The 17184-nt window shown below is 74.6% G+C and carries 17 protein-coding genes; 10 read left to right on the top strand and 7 right to left on the bottom strand.

From position 1 onward, the window contains the following. Positions 1-27: 27 nt before the first annotated feature. Complete coding sequence (locus KIK08_RS21520; protein ID WP_308257779.1) at positions 28-1275, bottom strand: PucR family transcriptional regulator; 1248 nt, start codon at positions 1273-1275, stop codon at positions 28-30. 182 nt (positions 1276-1457) lie between these two features. Between KIK08_RS21520 and KIK08_RS21515 the strand changes: the two genes are divergently transcribed. From KIK08_RS21515 to KIK08_RS21495, 5 genes are read left to right on the top strand one after another with little or no spacing between them, the layout of a single operon-like run. Next, entirely contained in the window at positions 1458-2267 is an 810-nt protein-coding gene (locus KIK08_RS21515; protein ID WP_308257782.1) for an ABC transporter ATP-binding protein, read from the top strand. Continuing rightward, complete coding sequence (locus tag KIK08_RS21510) at positions 2264-3004, top strand: ABC transporter ATP-binding protein (protein WP_214405019.1); 741 nt, start codon at positions 2264-2266, stop codon at positions 3002-3004. The genes KIK08_RS21515 and KIK08_RS21510 overlap by 4 nt, the downstream gene beginning before the upstream one ends. A 12-nt stretch (positions 3005-3016) precedes the next feature. Beyond that, a complete protein-coding gene (locus KIK08_RS21505; RefSeq protein WP_214405018.1) occupies positions 3017-3895 on the top strand; it encodes a branched-chain amino acid ABC transporter permease in 879 nt (292 codons plus the stop codon). Further along, on the top strand, positions 3895-5070 hold the full coding sequence (locus tag KIK08_RS21500; protein WP_214405017.1) for a branched-chain amino acid ABC transporter permease: 1176 nt from the start codon (positions 3895-3897) through the stop codon (positions 5068-5070). The genes KIK08_RS21505 and KIK08_RS21500 overlap by 1 nt, the downstream gene beginning before the upstream one ends. Beyond that, positions 5067-6419, top strand: coding sequence for an ABC transporter substrate-binding protein (locus KIK08_RS21495; protein ID WP_214405016.1), 1353 nt, complete (start codon positions 5067-5069; stop codon positions 6417-6419). The genes KIK08_RS21500 and KIK08_RS21495 overlap by 4 nt, the downstream gene beginning before the upstream one ends. A gap of 97 nt (positions 6420-6516) precedes the next feature. Here the strand turns inward: KIK08_RS21495 and KIK08_RS21490 are convergent, their stop codons facing one another. Both KIK08_RS21490 and KIK08_RS21485 read right to left on the bottom strand, forming a co-directional pair. Continuing rightward, on the bottom strand, positions 6517-7437 hold the full coding sequence (locus KIK08_RS21490; RefSeq protein WP_214405015.1) for a universal stress protein: 921 nt from the start codon (positions 7435-7437) through the stop codon (positions 6517-6519). Beyond that, positions 7434-8822 carry an APC family permease gene (locus KIK08_RS21485; protein WP_214405029.1) on the bottom strand — a complete coding sequence of 463 codons (1389 nt, stop codon included), beginning with the start codon at positions 8820-8822 and terminating at the stop codon, positions 7434-7436. The genes KIK08_RS21490 and KIK08_RS21485 overlap by 4 nt, the downstream gene beginning before the upstream one ends. Before the next feature lie 1024 nt (positions 8823-9846). On the opposite strand from KIK08_RS21485, the gene KIK08_RS21480 reads away from it, so the two are divergent. Beyond that, on the top strand, positions 9847-11400 hold the full coding sequence (locus tag KIK08_RS21480; protein ID WP_214405014.1) for an MFS transporter: 1554 nt from the start codon (positions 9847-9849) through the stop codon (positions 11398-11400). 49 nt (positions 11401-11449) lie between these two features. Here KIK08_RS21480 and KIK08_RS21475 read toward each other — a convergent pair whose 3' ends face one another. Then, complete coding sequence (locus KIK08_RS21475; protein WP_214405013.1) at positions 11450-12226, bottom strand: isocitrate lyase/PEP mutase family protein; 777 nt, start codon at positions 12224-12226, stop codon at positions 11450-11452. A gap of 30 nt (positions 12227-12256) precedes the next feature. Continuing rightward, a complete protein-coding gene (locus KIK08_RS21470; RefSeq protein ID WP_214405012.1) occupies positions 12257-12907 on the bottom strand; it encodes a TetR/AcrR family transcriptional regulator in 651 nt (216 codons plus the stop codon). A 167-nt stretch (positions 12908-13074) separates the two neighbouring features. Between KIK08_RS21470 and KIK08_RS21465 the strand changes: the two genes are divergently transcribed. Beyond that, positions 13075-13818 (top strand): nucleotidyltransferase domain-containing protein, encoded by a 744-nt coding sequence (locus KIK08_RS21465; RefSeq protein ID WP_214405011.1) that lies wholly within the window; start codon positions 13075-13077, stop codon positions 13816-13818. A gap of 102 nt (positions 13819-13920) precedes the next feature. Further along, the gene (locus tag KIK08_RS21460; RefSeq protein ID WP_214405010.1) at positions 13921-14859 is read left to right on the top strand and encodes a TIGR03621 family F420-dependent LLM class oxidoreductase; all 939 of its coding nucleotides are present in this window, start codon (positions 13921-13923) and stop codon (positions 14857-14859) included. 3 nt (positions 14860-14862) lie between these two features. Here KIK08_RS21460 and KIK08_RS21455 read toward each other — a convergent pair whose 3' ends face one another. Both KIK08_RS21455 and KIK08_RS21450 read right to left on the bottom strand, forming a co-directional pair. Then, positions 14863-15663 carry a phosphotransferase family protein gene (locus tag KIK08_RS21455; protein ID WP_214405009.1) on the bottom strand — a complete coding sequence of 267 codons (801 nt, stop codon included), beginning with the start codon at positions 15661-15663 and terminating at the stop codon, positions 14863-14865. Then, positions 15606-15812 (bottom strand): hypothetical protein, encoded by a 207-nt coding sequence (locus tag KIK08_RS21450; protein ID WP_214405008.1) that lies wholly within the window; start codon positions 15810-15812, stop codon positions 15606-15608. Before KIK08_RS21450 ends, KIK08_RS21455 begins: the two co-directional genes overlap by 58 nt. Positions 15813-15900: 88 nt before the next feature. Here KIK08_RS21450 and KIK08_RS21445 point away from each other — a divergent pair, with 88 nt between their 5' ends. Both KIK08_RS21445 and KIK08_RS21440 read left to right on the top strand, forming a co-directional pair. Then, the gene (locus KIK08_RS21445; RefSeq protein WP_214405007.1) at positions 15901-16473 is read left to right on the top strand and encodes a TetR/AcrR family transcriptional regulator; all 573 of its coding nucleotides are present in this window, start codon (positions 15901-15903) and stop codon (positions 16471-16473) included. A gap of 97 nt (positions 16474-16570) precedes the next feature. Then, on the top strand, positions 16571-17146 hold the full coding sequence (locus tag KIK08_RS21440) for a biotin transporter BioY (protein ID WP_214405006.1): 576 nt from the start codon (positions 16571-16573) through the stop codon (positions 17144-17146). Positions 17147-17184 lie beyond the last annotated feature (38 nt).

The following is a 17184-nucleotide window of genomic DNA, read 5'->3' as shown; positions in this document are numbered from 1 at the left end:
AGGACCGGCGCGGTGACGACCCTCCGGTCAGGTCCGCTTCGCCCGGGCCGCCATCAGCCCCAGGGTCAGCAGGAGCCGGTCGCGCGGGTTGCTGATCGAGCGGCCGGTCGCGGACTCGATCCGGCGCATCCGGTAGATCACCGTGTTGCGGTGGCAGAACAGCGCGGTCGCCGCGTGCGTGGGTGACCCGCCGCAGGCCAGCAGCTCCTCCAGGGTCCCCAGCAGGGTGTCGCGGTCGGCCGGGGGCAGGCTCATCAGGCCGCCGAGCGCGGTGCCGACCAGGCGCGGCAGCAGCTCGGGGCTGTCGACCAGCAGCGCCTCGGGCAGGCGGTCGTCGAGCACGGCCAGGCCGGGGCCGCTCAGCGTGCGGGCCGCGGTCTGGGCCATCCGGTAGCCGGCGTCGACCGAGCCGAGGCCCTCGACCACCGGCGAGACCCCGGCCCGCCCGATCACGCACGGGCGCAGGGCGTCCAGCGCGACCTTCGCCGGCCGCGAGCCCAGCACGATCACCCCGACCTCGTCGCGGGGGCGCACGAACCACACCGACAGCAGGTCCTGCAGGGCCATGGCCTCCTGGGGCGAGCGCAGCGGGTACTCCCCCGCGGTCTCCATCGGGGCCACCACGCACAGCAGCGCCCCCTCCTCGGGCAGCCCCAGCACGGTGGCCGCGTTGCGCAGGAACGTCGGGTCGCTGCCGCGGCCCTCGATCAGCGCGTCGAGCATCGCGTGCCGGCGGCTCAGGTCGTGGCTGTGCAGCCGCAGCTCCTCCATCCGATACGCCTCGACCAGCGCCGAGGCGCTGTTGTCGCTCACCCGCCAGACGTAGGCGGCCGCGTCGAGGAGCGGCTCGTCGTAGGCGCCGTTGAAGCGCCCCCGCGAGGTCTCCAGCAATGCCTCCCACATCACCCGCCCGCCCAGCCGGTAGGCGCGCAGCACCGACTCCAGCGGCACGCCCTGGCGGGCCCGGCGACGACCGGTCTGGCGCGAGGTGTCCTCCGGTTCGACGCCCTGCGGCACCTGGTCGGCCAGCACCTGCACCCCGCGTTCGAGGTTGATGCGGCACGCCGCGCGGAGGTCATCGACCAGGTCCATGTCGGAGTAGACGGACTCGCGCTGCAGGGCCATCACGGTGAGCCGGTCGGCGAGCGCGTCGACGTCCTCGAGCAGCGCCGCCCCCAGGACGAGCAGTGCCTCGTGGGCCTGCGGCGGCAGTGCGCGAGGGAGGGGCGGGCGGTCTGCGCCGACTCGTCCGCCACTGCGCGTAGGCGTAGCCACGGGCAGCACTGTGCAGCACGACGCACAGCGCCGTCCACAAGCTGGGGCGCTGCGCCCAGGTCGGGGTGGGGCATGTTGGGCGCCGCGCCCATGGCGGTCGCTGGGCGATCCGCCCAAAGTAGTGCCGCACCCGCGCCGGACGCGGGGCTCTCGGACCGACGATGGAGTTGCGACCCGTGACCGTGCCCCTCGGCAAGGCGACCGATGCCACCACCGACGACCAGGCGGCCGTGTTCGGTGTCGCCGGTGTCAGCGTGCGGTTCGGTGGTCTCGTCGCCCTCGACGATGTGTCGTTCTCGGTCGGCCCCGGACAGGTGCGCGGGGTCATCGGGCCCAACGGAGCCGGCAAGACGACGCTGTTCAACGTCTGCTGCGGCTTCGTCCGGCCCGACACCGGCACTGTACTCCGCCACGGACGGCCGGTGCGCGGGCTGCGGCCGCACCGGCTGGCCGGGATGGGCATCGCCCGCACGCTGCAGGGCGTCGGGCTCTTCGCCGGGCTGACGGTGCTGGAGAACGTGATGGTCGGCGCCGAGCGCCACGCGCGCGCCGGGTTCGCCTCGACGCTGTTCGCGCTGTCGCGCTCGGACCGAGACGAGCGGGCGCTGCGCGAGCGGGCCGAGCGGGCACTGGCCGAGCTGGGCGTGGAGTCCTACGCCGCGCGCCTGCCCGGCAGCCTGCCCTACCCGGTGCAGAAGCGCGTGTCGCTGGCCAGGGCGCTGGCCGGCGCCCCCGACCTGCTGCTGCTCGACGAGCCGGCCAGCGGGCTGGGCGCCGACGAGATGGCCGAGCTCGGCGAGCTGATCCGGTCGCTGACCGCGCGCATGTCGGTGGTGCTCGTCGAGCACCACATGGACCTGGTGATGAGCGTCTGCGACCGGATCACCGTCCTCGACTTCGGCAGGGTCGTCGCCGACGGCACGCCCGACGAGGTCCGCGACGACCCGGCCGTGATCGACGCCTACCTGGGCGAGGAGGCGACGCACTCGTGAGTGCCCCAGCGACGACGGCCGCGCTGCAGGTCCGCGGCCTGTCCGCCAGCTACGGCCCGGTCACCGCCCTCGACGGCGTCGACGTCACCGCGGAGCCCGGCCGGATCACCGCGGTGCTCGGCGCCAACGGCGCCGGCAAGACCACGCTGCTGCGCACGATCTCCGGGCTGGTGCGGCCGACCGCGGGCCAGGTGCTGCTCGGCGACCGCGACCTCACCCGGGCACCGGCCGAGACCATCGCCCGGGCCGGCGTCGCGCACGTGCCGGAGGGCCGCGGGGTCATCACCGAGCTGACCGTGGAGGAGAACCTGCGCCTTGGCGCCCTGCTGGGCAGCTCGCGCAAGCGCACCCGCCACGTGATCGACGACGTCTACGCGATGTTCCCGCCGCTGGCCGAGCGCCGCGCCCGCCACGCGCACACCCTCTCCGGCGGGGAGCGGCAGATGCTGGTCATCGGCCGGGCCCTGGTCACCGGGCCCGACGTACTGCTGCTCGACGAGCCCTCGCTCGGCCTGGCGCCGCGGATCGTGGCGCAGATCTTCGGGCTGCTGCGCGAGCTCGTCGACGACGCCGCGAGCGGCCGGCTGAGCGTGCTGCTCGTCGAGCAGAACGCGCGCAGCGCGCTGTCCATCGCCGACGTCGGGGTGGTGCTCAACCTCGGTCGTGTGGTGGCCACCGACAGCGCCGCCGCGCTCGCCGCCGACGACGGCCTCCGCCACGCCTACCTCGGATTCTGAGCAGGGGATCGGATGCAGCAGTTCCTGAACGTCACGCTGACCGGCCTCGCGCAGGGCGCGGTGTACTCCGCGATCGCGCTGGCCCTGGTGCTGATCTGGCGGTCCACCCGGATCGTCAACTTCGCCCAGGGCGCCATGGCCATGTTCACCACCTACATCGCGCTCTCGCTGATCGAGGCCGGCCAGTCGTACTGGGTCGGGCTGCTGGTCGCGCTGGTGTCCGGCCTGGTGCTGGGTGCGCTCGTCGAGCGCGTGGTGGTGCGACCGGTCGAGGGCGGGCCCGAGCTGAACGCGGTGATCGTCACGCTGGGGCTGTTCGTCGGCTTCCAGGCGCTGGCCGCGATCCTGTTCGGCTCGACCTTCGTGTCCTTCCCCGCGCCGTTCGACCTGCGCGGGTTCACCGTCGGCGGGGTCAACATCGCGTTCACCCCGAACAGCATCTTCGTCATCGCCGCGGTGGTCGTGGTGATGCTGGCGCTGGTGGCGCTGTTCCGGTTCACGAACCTGGGGCTGCAGATGCGCGCCTCGGCCTTCAGCCAGGAGGTGTCCCGGCTGCTCGGCGTGCGGGTGGGCGCGATGCTCACCCTCGGCTGGGCGCTCGCCGCGGTCGTCGGCTCGCTGGCCGGCGTGCTGATCGCCGGCGGCAACCTGGTCTCGCCCAACTACATGGACGCCGTCGTGGTCTTCGGCTTCGTCGCCGCCGTCCTCGGCGGCCTGGAGTCACCGGGCGGAGCGGTCGTCGGCGGACTGACGATCGGGTTGCTGCTGTCCTACGTCAGCGGCTACCTCGGCAGCGAGCTCGTCGCGCTGGCCGCGCTGGTGATCCTGGTGGCCGTGCTGCTGGTGCGCCCGCAGGGCCTGTTCTCCCACGCCGCGGCCAGGAGGGTCTGATGACGCAGCAGGCCGACACCCCGCAGGACACCGAGAAGGACACCGGGCAGCCCGCCGCGCCCGCCCGCGCCGCCGCGCCCGCCCCTCGGCCGGGCCGGTTCGACGCCGTGCGACGCAGGCTGCCGAAGTCGACGTTCGCCCGGCACGCGCTGGCCGCGCTGGGCGGGCTGGTCGTGGTCTTCCTCGTGCTGGAGCTGACCAACCCGTTCCGCAACTCGCAGTTCGCCACGATGTCCTACTACGCGATCGCCGCCGTCGGGCTGACCACGCTCACCGGGCTCAACGGCCAGATCTCGCTCGGGCACGGCGCGCTCATGGCGGTCGGGGCCTACACGACCGGGCTGCTGCTCGGACCGGACGCCGACGGCGCCGCCCTGCCGCTGCCGATCGTGATGCTCGTGGCGATGGCCGTGACCGCCGTCGTCGGCGTCGTGGTCGGGGCCGCCGCGGCCCGGCTGCACGGCCCGTACCTGGCCGGCGCCACCCTGGCGCTGGCCGTCGCACTGCCCGGGCTGGCCATCTACTTCGACGAGTGGCTCGGCGGCGAGCAGGGGCTGCGGATCGCCGCCCCGCGCCCGCCGGACTGGTTCTCCGACGCCGTCTACTTCCTGTCGGCCAACGAGACCCCGGGCGTGAAGTACCTGGCCTACGTCGGGTGGATCACGCTGCTGGTCGTCCTGCTGCTGATGGCCAACCTCAAGCGGGGCCGCGTCGGGCGTGTCTGGCAGGCGGTGCGCGACGACGAGGTCGCCGCCGAGCTGGCCGGCATCCGGCTGGGCCGCACCCGGGTGATCGCGTTCGTGGTCAGCGCGGCCTGCGCGGGCCTGGCCGGCGCGGTGCTGGCCGTCGTCGTGCGGCTCGCGGCGCCGAGCGGGTTCACCATCGTGCTCTCGCTGAGCCTGCTGACCGCGGTCGTGCTGGGCGGTCTGGGCAGCTTCACCGGGGCGCTGCTGGGCAGCGCGCTCCTGGTCTTCCTGACACCGACGGTGACGAACCTGGGCACCTCGCTCGGGTTGGACGCCACCGCCGCCGCCGAGGTGGCCCCGTTCGTCTACGGGGTCGTGCTCGTGCTGGTGATGCTGCTCGCGCCCGCGGGAGCGGTCGGCGTGCTTCGCAAGCTCTGGCATCGGACACGGGGCAACCACCCGGGTTCCTCGACGAGGAGGAGTGCATGATCAGCAGAACCGCACGGCTGGCGGCCGCGGCCGTCGCCGCGTCCCTGGCGCTGGCCGCCTGCGGCGCAGGGGGCAGACCGGCCGAGGAGGACGGCGGCGGCGCGACCGGTGGCGAGGCCGCCACCGCCTCCGACGTCGGCATCACCGAGACCACGGTCAAGGTCGGCGGGCACTTCCCGTTGACCGGCGTGGCGGCGCCCGGCTACGCCGACATCCCCACCGGGGCCAAGGCCTACTTCGACTACGTCAACGCCAACGGCGGGGTCAACGGCCGCCAGATCGAGTACGTCTACAAGGACGACGCCTACAACCCCACGCAGACCAGCCAGATCACCAACGAGCTGGTGCTGCAGGACCAGATCTTCGCGATGCTCGGCGGCCTGGGCACCCCCACCCACTCGGCCGTCGTCGACTTCCTCAACTCCGAGGGCGTTCCCGACCTGTTCGTCTCCTCCGGGTCGCTGCTGTGGGACCAGCCCCGGGAGAACCCCAACACCTTCGGCTGGCAGCCCGACTACGAGGTCGAGGGCAAGATCCTGGCCCAGTACCTGGCGCAGAACTTCCCGCAGGCCAAGGTCGGGCTGTTCGTCCAGGACGACGACTTCGGCCGGGACGGCGAGAAGGGCGCCCGGCAGTACCTGGAGTCCCAGATCGTCACCGTCCAGCGCTACACCCCGGGCAACACCGACATCGCCCCGCAGATCGCCGCGCTGCAGGCCGCGGGCGCCGACCTGGTGGTGGGCTTCGCGGTGCCGTCCTACACGGCGCTGTCGCAGCTCAACGCGCTGCGGCTGAACTACAAGCCGCAGTGGGCCTACTCCAACGTGGGCGCCGACCTGACCCTGGTCGGCTCCCTGCTGGCCCGCTTCTCCGAGGGCGCCATCACCGACGCCGGGCTGCTCGAGGGCGTGATCAGCACCAGCTACCTGCCCAACGTCACGCAGAAGGACAACGCCTGGGTGCAGCTGTTCCAGAAGGTGTGGGACGAGCACGGCGGCGAGGGCGAGCTGAACAACTTCCGCATCTACGGCATGTCGCAGGCCTACACGTTCGTCTCGGCGCTGCAGGCGGCCGGGCCGAACCCGACCCGCGAGGGCATCGTCAAGGCCGTCGAGAGCGGCGGGAAGACCTTCGAGGGCCCGTGGCTGGCGCCCTTCCGGTTCTCCGCGGACAAGCACGGCGGGATCGCCGGCGTCGCCGTCAACAAGATCACCGGCGGCACGGTCACGCCGCTGACCGACGTGCTGGTGACCGACAACGGCTCGGCCCCGATCACCCCGGTCGGGACGCCGCCGTCCACGCCGACCGCCAACGGCATCCCGGACGTCCAGCCGGTCGAGACCGGCTGACGGCACCACCGCAGTACCCGTCGCGACACAGCGCCGTGCCGCGACGGCCACCCGGAGGGGGTGGTCCCGGCGCCCCGGGACCACCCCCTCCGGGCGTTCAGGGGCGCTCGGCCCGCTCGGCCAGCGCGACCACGGCACCGCGGGGCAGCACGACGACCGGCACCGGCGAGTGCCGGACGATCTTCGAGGAGCGCGAGCCGATGAACACCCTGGCCAGCGGGCCCTCCGCGCTCGACCCCACGGCCAGCAGGTCGCCGTCGGTCCAGTCCACGTCCTGCAGCGCGGCGTCCCACTCGGTGCCGCGCCCGATCACCGCCCCGGTGCTCGACGGCGCCGTCGGCAGCGCGGCCACGTGCTCCAGCACGGCCTGCTGCGCCCGGCGCACCTCGCTCGACCACTCGGCGAGCACGGCGTCCTCGGCCCGCGACCCGATGCCGGCGGTCAGCGGGGTGCGGGGGCGGACGGCGAACGAGGCCACCCGCAGCGCCGCCCCCATCCGGACCGCGACGCCTGCCGTCGCGACGACCAGGTCGTCGTCGCCCTCGGCCGCGCCGAACGCGGCGGTGACCCGGTTGACGCCGGCATCGGGCAGGCAGCGGAACCCGCGCGGCGCCAGCACCACCGGCACGGGCGAGGTGTGCAGCAGCCGCTCGGCCACGCTGCCGAACGCGACCCGGCCGAGCATGCCGGCGTCCGAGGAGCCCAGCACGATCGCCGACGCCCCGCGCTCCTCGGCCGTCTCCGCCAGCCCGCGCGAGGTCGACCGGGCCCTGGCGACGACGAAGTCGGCGCTGAGCCCGGGCGCGAGCAGGTCGCGGGCCCGGTCGAGGGCGTCCTCGGCGTCGCGGTCGAGGTAGTCCTGGTACTCCGCGTCCACCCGGCCCAGCCCGGGCGGCCACGGCGGCGGGACGACGGTGCAGACGACGAGGTCGTCGCCCAGCGCCCGGGCGAGTTGCCCGCCCAGGTGCATCGCGGTGGTGGCCCGCTCGTCGCGCGGCAGGCCGACGACGAGCGTCACGTCCGGTCCTCGATCTGGGCGTCCGGCTCGCCGAGGCGGGAATGGCGGATGCCGTAGGCGTAGTACCAGACCAGCACCACGGCCACCCAGACCAGGAACACCAGGATCGTGATCGGCCGCAGCCCGACGATGATCCAGAGGCAGCCCAGGATCGACAGGATGGGGATCACCGGGTAGAGCGGGACCTTGAACCCCCGGGGCAGGTCGGGCGCCGTCCGCCGCAGGATGATCACGCCGATGGACACCACCGTGAACGCGACCAGGGTGCCGATGCTGGTCATCTCGGCCAGGAAGTTGATCGGCAGCAGACCGGCCAGCAGCGCGACCGCGATGGCCACCACGATGGTGTTGTTGACCGGCGTGCGGGTGCGCGGGTTCACCGTGCTGAAGAAGCGCGGCAGCATGCCGTCGCGGCCGATGGCGAACAGGATCCGGGTCTGGCCGTAGATCGTCACCAGGGTCACGCTGAAGATCGAGATGACGGCGCCTGCGGCGATCAGGGTGCCCGGCCAGGCCTGCCCGGTGACCTGCTCCAGGATCGCCGACAGCCCCGCCTCCTGGCCCTCGAACCGGGCGGCCGGCTGGGCCGCCACCGCGACCAGCGCCACCAGCACGTACACGACGGTGACCGTGACCAGCGCGATCAGGATCGCCAGCGGCATCGTCCGCCGCGGGTTCTTGACCTCCTCACCGGCGGTCGAGACCGCGTCCAGGCCGATGTAGGAGAAGAAGATGATGCCCGCCGCCCCGGTGATCCCGGTGACCCCGAACGGCGCGAAGTCGGCGAAGTTGTCGGTGCTCCAGCCGGTCGCCCCGACCACGATGAACAGCACCAGCACCGCGAGCTTGATCAGCACCATGGTCGCGTTGACCGCCGCCGACTCGCTGGCCCCGCGGATCAGCAGCAGCGCGCACAGCGCGACCAGCACGACGGCCGGCAGGTTGATGATCCCGCCCTCTTCCGGCGAGTTGGACAGCACGTCCGGGATCGTGACGCCGAACAGGTTGCCCAGCAGCTGGTTGAGGTACTCGCTCCAGCCCACCGCCACCGCCGCCGACGACACCCCGTACTCCAGCAGCAGGCAGGCGGCCACACCCATGGCCACGACCTCGCCCAGGGTCGCGTAGGCGTAGGAGTACGACGACCCCGACACCGGCACCGCGCTGGCCAGCTCCGCGTAGCAGACCGCGGTGAGCCCGGCGACCACGCCGGCGAGCACGAACGACCACACCACCGCAGGCCCCGCCGTCGGCACGGCCTCGGTCAGCACGAAGAAGATGCCGGTGCCGATGGTGGCCCCGACCCCGATCATCGCCAGCTGGAACAGCCCGATCGACCGCGCCAGCTCCCCTCCCCCGCTGTCCGCGCCGGTCTCGGCGGCCATCGAGGTCACGGGCTTGCGCCGGAACGAGCGCTGCAAGATGGTCGCCACGCGACCTCCTTCGGCTGGGGTCTCTGCAGGTTCCACCGGTGCGTGGGGTGTCGCAACAGGACGCGGCGCGCGTCGCCGGGCCTGTGTGGTCTTCACGGGCCTCGCAGCGCCGGCGGCGGCGTCGCAGCGCGGGGTGGGCCTTGCAGCGCCGGCCGTGTTGTCGCAGCGCGGGGTGGGCCTTGCAGCGCCGGCCGTGTTGTCGCAGCGCACCGGCCAGCTGCGACGACACAGCCGACGCTGCGCCCCACAGCCGGGACTGCGAGAACGCGGCCGGGCGAGGCGCGCAGGGCCGAGTGGGCCTCGCAGCACTGACTGCGTCCTCGCAGCGCGCCGGCCAGCTGCGACGACACCGCCGAGGCTGCGCCGCGCCGCCGGGTCTGCGAGAACGCGCCCGGGACGCGGCGCGCAGCACGGGGTGGGCCTCGCAGCACTGGCTGCGTCCTCGCAGCGCGCCGGCCAGCTGCGACGACACACCCGGCGCTGCGCGACACAGCCGGGTCTGCGAGAACGCGCCCGGGACGCGGCGCGCAGCACGGGGTGGGCCTCGCAGCGCTGGGGGTGTTCTCGCAGCGCGCCGGCCAGCTGCGACGACACACCCGGCGCTGCGCGACACAGCCGGATTTGCGAGAACGCGCCCGGGACGCGGCGCGCAGCACGGGGTGGGCCTCGCAGGGCTGGGGGTGTTCTCGCAGCGCGCCGGCCGGCTGCGACGACACACCCGGCGCTGCGCGACACAGCCGGGTCTGCGAGAACGCGCCCGGGACGCGGCGTGCAGCGCGGGGTGGGCGCGCGGCGCGGGGTGGGGCTCGCAGCGCCGGGTGGGGCGCGCAACACGGGGGTGGGCTCGCAGCGGCGTGAAAGAAGTCAGCGGCGGTGTCGATCCGGGCCCGCGCGGTTCGACCTTGCGATGAGTCCGGGCGGAACGAGCGGTCCTACCCGCAACCGCCACGAAGCGAACCACCGGAAGGACGAGACCGTGTACACCACGCCGCCGCCGAAGGCGACCCGCCGCGAGTGGACCGGCCTGGCCGTGCTCGCCCTGGCCTGCCTGCTCTACGTCATGGACCTCACCGTGCTGGACCTGGCGGTGCCGGCGCTGAGCGAGGACCTCCGGCCGACCAGCAGCCAGTTGCTGTGGATCATCGACGTGTACGGCTTCATGGTCGCGGGTGCGCTTGTCACGATGGGCACGTTGGGCGACCGGATCGGTCGGCGCAGGCTGCTGATGGGCGGGGCCGCGGCGTTCGGCGTCATGTCGGTCGTGGCCGCGTTCTCGACGACGCCGGAGATGCTGATCGCCAGCCGGGCGCTGCTGGGCGTGGCCGGGGCGACGATCGCGCCGTCGACGTTGTCGCTGATCTTCCACATGTTCCGCGACCCGGCCGAGCGCACCCGCGCCGTCGGGATCTGGATCGGGGCGTTCTCCGCGGGCAGCGCGGTCGGGCCGGTGCTGGGCGGGGTCATGCTGGAGTGGTTCTGGTGGGGGTCGGTGTTCCTGCTGGCGCTGCCGGTGATGGGCGCGCTGCTGGTGCTGGGGCCGAAGCTGCTGCCGGAGTACCGCGACCCGGGGGCGGGGCGGCTCGACCCGGTCAGCGCCGCCATGTCGGTCGCCGCGCTGCTGGCCGTCGTCTACGGCATCAAGCAGATCGTGCAGGACGGCGTGCACCTGGTGCCGCTGCTGGCGATCGGCGTCGGGGCGGTGCTGGGCGTCGCCTGGTTCCGCCGGCAGCGCGCGCTGGCCGAGCCGATGATCGACGTGCGGCTGTTCCGGATCCGGGCGTTCACCGTGGCGCTCGCGGTCAACTTCCTGTCGATCTTCGTGATGGTCGGGTACGTGCTGTACCTGGGCCAGTACATGCAGCTGGTGCTGGGGATGTCGCCGCTGGCCGCCGGGCTGGCCGCGGTGCCGGGGGCGGCCGGGTTCGTGCTGAGCTCGCAGCTGTCGCCGCGGTTGGTCCGCCGGTTCCGCCCCGCCACGCTGGTCTCCGCCGGGCTGGCGCTGGCCGCGGCCGGGTTGCTGGTGCTGACCACGGTCGGCACCACCTCCGGGCTGGTCGCGGTGGTCGTCGCCTCGGTCGTCGTCTCGCTGGGGATGGGGCCGGTGTTCGGGCTGACCACCGAGATGATCGTCGGCTCGGCGCCGGAGGAGGCCGCGGGCGCGGCGTCCGGGATCTCCGAGACGGCCTCCGAGCTGGGCGGGGCGCTGGGCATCGCGGTGCTGGGCACCGTCGGGGTCGCGATCTACCGCGGCGGGGTCGCCGACGGGCTCCCCGCCGGCGTGCCGGCCGAGCTGGCCGGCGCGGCCGCCGACACCCTCGGCGGGGCGGGCGCGGTGGCGGCGCAGCTGCCCACGGCCCAGGCCGATGCCCTGCTGCACGCCGCGAACTCCGCGTTCGTCAGCGGGCTGCACGTGACCTCGCTGGTCGCCGCGGTCATCGCCGCCGGCCTGGCCGCGCTCGCCGCGGTGGCGCTGCGCACCCCGGAGCCGGCGACGACCGAGGAGCCGGTCCTGGAGTCCAGCCCCGCCTGACGGGTCGCCGGTGGGAGTCCGCGCCGCGGCGCGGACTCCCACCCGCCCGTCAGTTCAGCCGGCGGGTCTCGGCAGGCAGGCCGCCGCCGTTGTAGACGTCCGCGGCGAGGTTCGACAGCGCGGTGAGCGCGACGTTCTGGCTCCACGGCCCGTAGGACACCCGGGCCACGCCGAGGCGCTGCGCGGTGGCCAGGTCGATCGAGCCGGGGATGCCGATGATGTTCACCTTGCGCTCGCCGAGCGCCTCGACCAGCCGGCCGACGGTCTGCTCGTCGAGCTTGCCGGGGGCGAAGAAGTTCGACGCGCCGGCGTCGAGGTAGGCGCGGCCGCGCTCGATGGCGTCGGCCAGCACGTCCTCGGGGTCGCGGTCGGCGCCCCTGAGGAAGGCGTCGGTGCGGGCGTTCAGCACGAACGGCACGCCGGCCCGCTCCCCCGCCGCGACGGCCGCCTCGACCGCGGCCACCGACTCGGCCAGCGGCTTCATCTGGTCCTCGAGGTTCGCCCCGACGATCCCGACGTCGATGGCCCGGGCGATGGTGCCGCCCGCGTCGCCGTAGCCGCCCTCCAGGTCGGCGGTGACCGGCAGGTCGACGGTGCGGGCGATCAGCCCGACCGCGGCGATCATCTCGTCGCGCGGGATCACCTCTCCGTCCGGGTAGCCGTGCGAGGCGGCGATGCTGTGGCTGGCGGTGGCCAGCGCCTTCGTGCCGGGGGTGTCGGCCACGACCTTGGCGGTGATCGCGTCCCAGACGTTGACCACGAGCAGCAGCTCGGGGTCGGTGTGCAGGCGGAGCAGCTCGGCGGCCTTCTCGGCGGGCGTCGTCACGGTCGCCACCGTAGCGGCGGCGCGTCTCGCTCAGGGCAGCCGCGCGGCCAGCCCGTCGAGCAGCACGACGAGCTTGCGGTCGAACCAGCCCCGCCCGGTGAGCAGCTGGTCCGCGGCCGGGCCGCCGACCAGCTCGACCAGTTCCGGCCAGGTCCGCCGGTGCAGCTCGTGCAGGGGCCGGGGCCCGTCGGGCGTCGCGTGCCGGCGGGCGAGGTCGGTCATCAGCCCGGCCGTGCCGAGGGTCAGGTCGATCACGAAGTCGACGCCGAGCAGCGCGTCCTCGGCGCTGAACCCGGCCGCGCGCAGGGTCGCCACGTAGCGGCCGACCTGCTCGGCCGCCGCGCGCGGCATCCCGGGAACGACGGCCGCGGCGCCGGCCAGTCCGGGGTGGCGGGCGAGGAGGTCCCACACCGCGTCGGCGAGCGCGGTCAGCGTGGCGCGCCAGTCGGGGGTCGGGGCCGGCCAGTCGAACTCGCGCACCGCCAGGTCGACGGCGGCCAGGACCAGGTCGTCGCGGTCGTGGACGTAGCGGTAGAGCGTCGAGTGGCTGACGCCGAGCCTGCGGGCGACGGTCGGCATCGACATCCGCCCGACGCCCTCGGCCAGCGCGGCCCTGGCGACCCGCTCGCGGGTCAGCGAACGGGGCCGCCCGGAGCGCCTGCCGGGCTGCGGGGCGGACACGCCCGGAGGTTACCGCTCGACCGAGGACGGGTGCCGAGCCGCGGTCGACGGAAGGCCCAGGTGGCGCGGGCGTCGCCCGCCTCCGGTCGGTGCGGCCCGACCGGGTCGTCTGGGGCCACCCCCGGGACCCCGCTCCGCCTGTCGGGCCGAGCCGTCATACTTCGACGATGCACTGGCTCGCCGAGCGGCTCCAGGCCATTCCCGGGGTCGTCGCGGTCACCCTCGGCGGATCCCGGGCCCGCGGCGCCGAGCTGCCCGACAGCGACTGGGACTTCGGCCTCTACTACCGCGGCCACCTCGACCCGGGCCACCTGCGGGCCTTCGGCCACCCGGGCACCGTCGTCGACCCCGGCGAGTGGGGGCGGCTGATGAACGGCGGCGCGTGGTGGACCCTCGACGGGGTCAAGGTCGACGTGCTCTACCGCGACCTCGACGTCGTCGAGAGCTGGGCGGCGCTCGCCGAGCAGGGCCGCTTCGAGATCGACCCGCTGCTCGGCCACCTCGCCGGGTGGCCCACCTACGCGCTGGCCGGCGAGCTGGCCCTGGGCCGCCAGCTGACCGGGCCGCCGCTGCCCCGCCCGCAGTTCCCGCCGGTGCTGCGCGAGTCCGCGCCGCCGTCGTGGCGGTGGCGGGCGCAGTTCCACCGCACCTACGCCGAGCACCACGCCGACCGCGGCGACCAGCGCGCCGCCGAGGCCGTGCGCGTGCGGGCCGACTTCGAGGAGGCGCACGCCCGGCTGGCCGAGCGCGGCGAGTGGGCGCTCAACGAGAAGGGCCTGCTGGCCAGGGCGGGGCTGGTGACCGGGCTGCAGACGGGCCCGAACCCGGTGCCGGACGCGGCCTCGGCGACCGCCTCCGTCGACTTCTCCTCGACGGCCACCGCACCGGTGCCGCTCGACCCCGGGCGGTAGCCCGAACGCGCGTTTTCGGCGGTCGGCGAACTCGGCCCCGGTGAGCGGGCGATCACGCGATGCTGTGGGCGACCCACCCGTCGAGACCGCGGAGGACACCCCATGCCGCGCCCGTTCCGGTTCACCGTCCAGGGCGTCACCGCCGCCGGCACGCAGGAGCGGGTGCTCGCCGACGGCGTCGCGCTGCCCCCGTACGCCAGGAAGGTCGAGTCGCTCGGCTACCAGGAGCTGTACTCCTACGACCACATCGGCCACGTCGACCCGTTCGCGCCGCTCGTCGTCGCGGCCACGGCGACCGAGCGGTTGCGGGTAGGGCCCCTGGTGCTCAACAACGAGCTGCACCACCCGGTGCTGCTCGCCCGCACCGCCGCCACCGTCGACCGGATGACCGGCGGGCGCCTGGTGCTGGGTCTGGGCACCGGCTACGACGAGTCCGAGCACGAGTCCATCGGCGCCCCGATCCGGCCGCCGGGCGCCCGGGTGTCCCGGTTCGCCGAGTCGCTCTCCGTGCTGCGCGCGCTGCTCGACGACGGCCGCGCCGATCACGACGGCGAGCACCACCGCGTGCACCTCGACGACCTGGGCGTGCGCCCGGTGCAGGAGCGGGTGCCGTTCCTGATCGGCGGGCACGGGCCCCGGGTGGTCCGGCTGGCCGCCCGCTACGCCGACATCTTCCAGTTCACCGGCATCGTGCACGGCGAGGGCGGGAAACCGGGTGGCGGCGGGTTCGCCGTCGCGGCGCTGGTCGAGCGGGCGCACTGGCTGACCGAGGCCGCCGGCGACCGCGACGCCGCGATCGAGCGCTCCGCGCTCGCGCAGTTCGTGGCCGTGGGGCCGGACGCGCCGGGCGCCGAGGACCTGGCCGAGCGCTTCGAGCAGCCGGCGGAGGCCGTGCGGGACAGCCCGTTCGTGCTGTCCGGCAGCGTCGAGCAGGTCGTGGACAAGCTGCAGCGCCTGCGCGAGCTGCTCGGCATCAGCCACTACGTCATCCGCGACGCGGACGCGTTCGCCCCGGTCGTGGCCGAGCTGTCGGGCAGGTAGCGGTCACTGCTCCAGGAGGTCGAGCAGGTCCCACTCCTGCTCGGCGACCCGGCGCCCGATGGCGACCCGGTCGACCGAGCGGACATGGCCGTCGAGGTGGGCCTGCAGCATGGACAGGCACAGCACCCCCCAGCGCACCGTGCCGTAGACCGTCCACCAGCGCAGCTCGGCCCGGTCGACCGGCCGGCCGCCGCCCGCGGTGTAGCCGGCCAGCAGGTCGTCGACGTCGCCGAAGCCGCCCACCACCTCGGGTCGGCGGAACCGCCACGCCTTCGTGCACAGCCAGCCGAGGTCCTCCACGGGGTCGCCGAGGTGGGCCAGCTCCCAGTCGAGCACCGCGGCCAGGCCGCCGGGCGCGTCCGCGGAGACCACCAGGTTGCCCATCCGGAAGTCGCCGTGCACCAGCCCGCGCGGACGGGCCGGGGGCCGGTCGCGGGCCAGCTCGCGGAAGGCCAGCTCGAAGGCGGGCACGGCGGCGCCGACCTCGTCGTAGGAGTCGCGCAGGGCGCGCACCGGGTCGGGCGCGTCGGGCAGCGCGACGCCGTCCGGGTCGATGCCGTGGATGGCGGCCAGCACCTCGCCGCAGCGGTGGGCCAGCCCCGGCGGGCAGGCGGCCAGGATCCGCTGCGGCAGCGTCTCCCCGACGACGCGCCCGGTGAGCGTGTACGGCGCCCCGGGCGCGGCGGGGTCGTCGGAGGCGGCCACGACCTCGGGCACCGGCACCCCGGCCGCGCGCGCCCGGCGCATCAGCTCGGCCTCGACCAGCATCGTCCCGGCCGCGCCCGGCTGGGCCTGCTGGAGCACCAGCCCGCGGCGCCGTCGCCGTCGTCGACGACGATCGAGGTGGTGCGCCGGGACGCGCCGGCCGTCATCGACGTGGCTTCGACGACCCGGGTCGTGGGTCCGAGCGCGGCGGTGAGCACGGGGGTGAGGGCGGCGACGAGGTCCGGCACCCGCACACTGTGCCCGACGGTAGGATCATCGCGTTGCACGACGACCATGAGGCGCCCTCGACGTGGCCCGGCGCTAGGATCGGCGACCGTGACGGTCCGGGAGCGCCCCGTGCGCGCCGACGCCGCGCGCAACCGCGACAAGCTGCTGCGCGCCGCGACGGCCGTGCTGGGCGAGCAGGGCCTGGACGCCCCGCTCGACCAGGTCGCACGGCGCGCCGGCGTCAGCATCGGGACGTTCTACAACCACTTCGCCGACCGCGCCGCGCTGGTGGCCGCGATCCTGCCGGCGCAGCTGTCGCCGCTCGACCCGATCGCCGAGCGGGCCATGGCCGACCCCGACCCGTGGCACGGCTTCGTGACGTTCCTGGAGGGCCTGTTCTCGCTGCAGGCCCGCGACCGCGGCATCAACGACGCCGTGGCCCGCAACGCCCCCGGCACCGCCGACCCCGCCGCCTCCTGCGCCGGCTTCGCCCACGTCGACCGGATCCTCGCCCGCGCGAAGGGCGCGGGCGAGCTGCGCGCCGACTTCACCAACGACGACCTCGCCGCGCTGGTCTGGGCGGTCTCCCGGATCATCCAGCTGACCGCCGACGCCGATCCGCTGGCCTGGCGCCGGTTCCTGGCCCTGCACCTCGACGGCCTGCGCGCCCGACCGGTCTGAACCGCGCAGCCGTACCGAAGCGGGCGCCATTCGTGGCGCGTTGTTCGGCGCGCCACGAATGCCGTGCGGCGCGCGCGGGGCGCATTAGCCTCCGATCATGACCGCTCCGCGCGATCGCTCGCCCGCGACCGCCCTCGCCACCATGGTCGTGTTCGCCGCGTTCATCGCGGTGCTGGGGATCTTCCCCGGGATCTACGTCGCCGCCTCCGGCGTGCCGATCGTGCTGCAGAACGCCGGCCCGCTGCTGGCCGGCGCGCTGCTGGGGGCCCGGCGCGGCACCGCGGCCGTGGCGCTGCTGCTGGCGCTGGTCGCCATCGGCCTGCCGCTGCTCTCGGGCGGGCGCGGCGGGCTCGCCCCGTTCGTCGGGCCCAGCGGCGGCTTCCTGATCGGCTGGCTGCTCTCCGCCCTGGTCACCGGCCTCATCGCGCAGCGCGCGACGCGCCCGACGTTCCCCCTGCTGCTGCTGGCCACCGCCTGCGGGGTCCTCGCCGACTACGCCGTCGGCGTGCCCTTCCTGGCCGTCTACACCGGCGACGCCACCACGGCCGTGGTCGGCTCGCTGGTGTTCCTGCCCGGGGACGCCGCCAAGGTCGTGATCGCCGCGCTGGTCGCCGCGGTCGTGCACCGGGCCCTGCCCGACCGGCTCCGCGGGACCGCGGTCGGCGAGCGGTGACCGTCCTCGGACCGGCCCCGACCCCGGCCGGCGCGCAC

The organism is Pseudonocardia lacus, from assembly GCF_018531445.1.
Classification (GTDB): Bacteria; Actinomycetota; Actinomycetes; order Mycobacteriales; family Pseudonocardiaceae; genus Pseudonocardia; species Pseudonocardia lacus.
The sequence above is the reverse complement of the archived record's forward strand: the minus strand, read 5'-3'. Positions and strand labels throughout refer to the sequence as shown.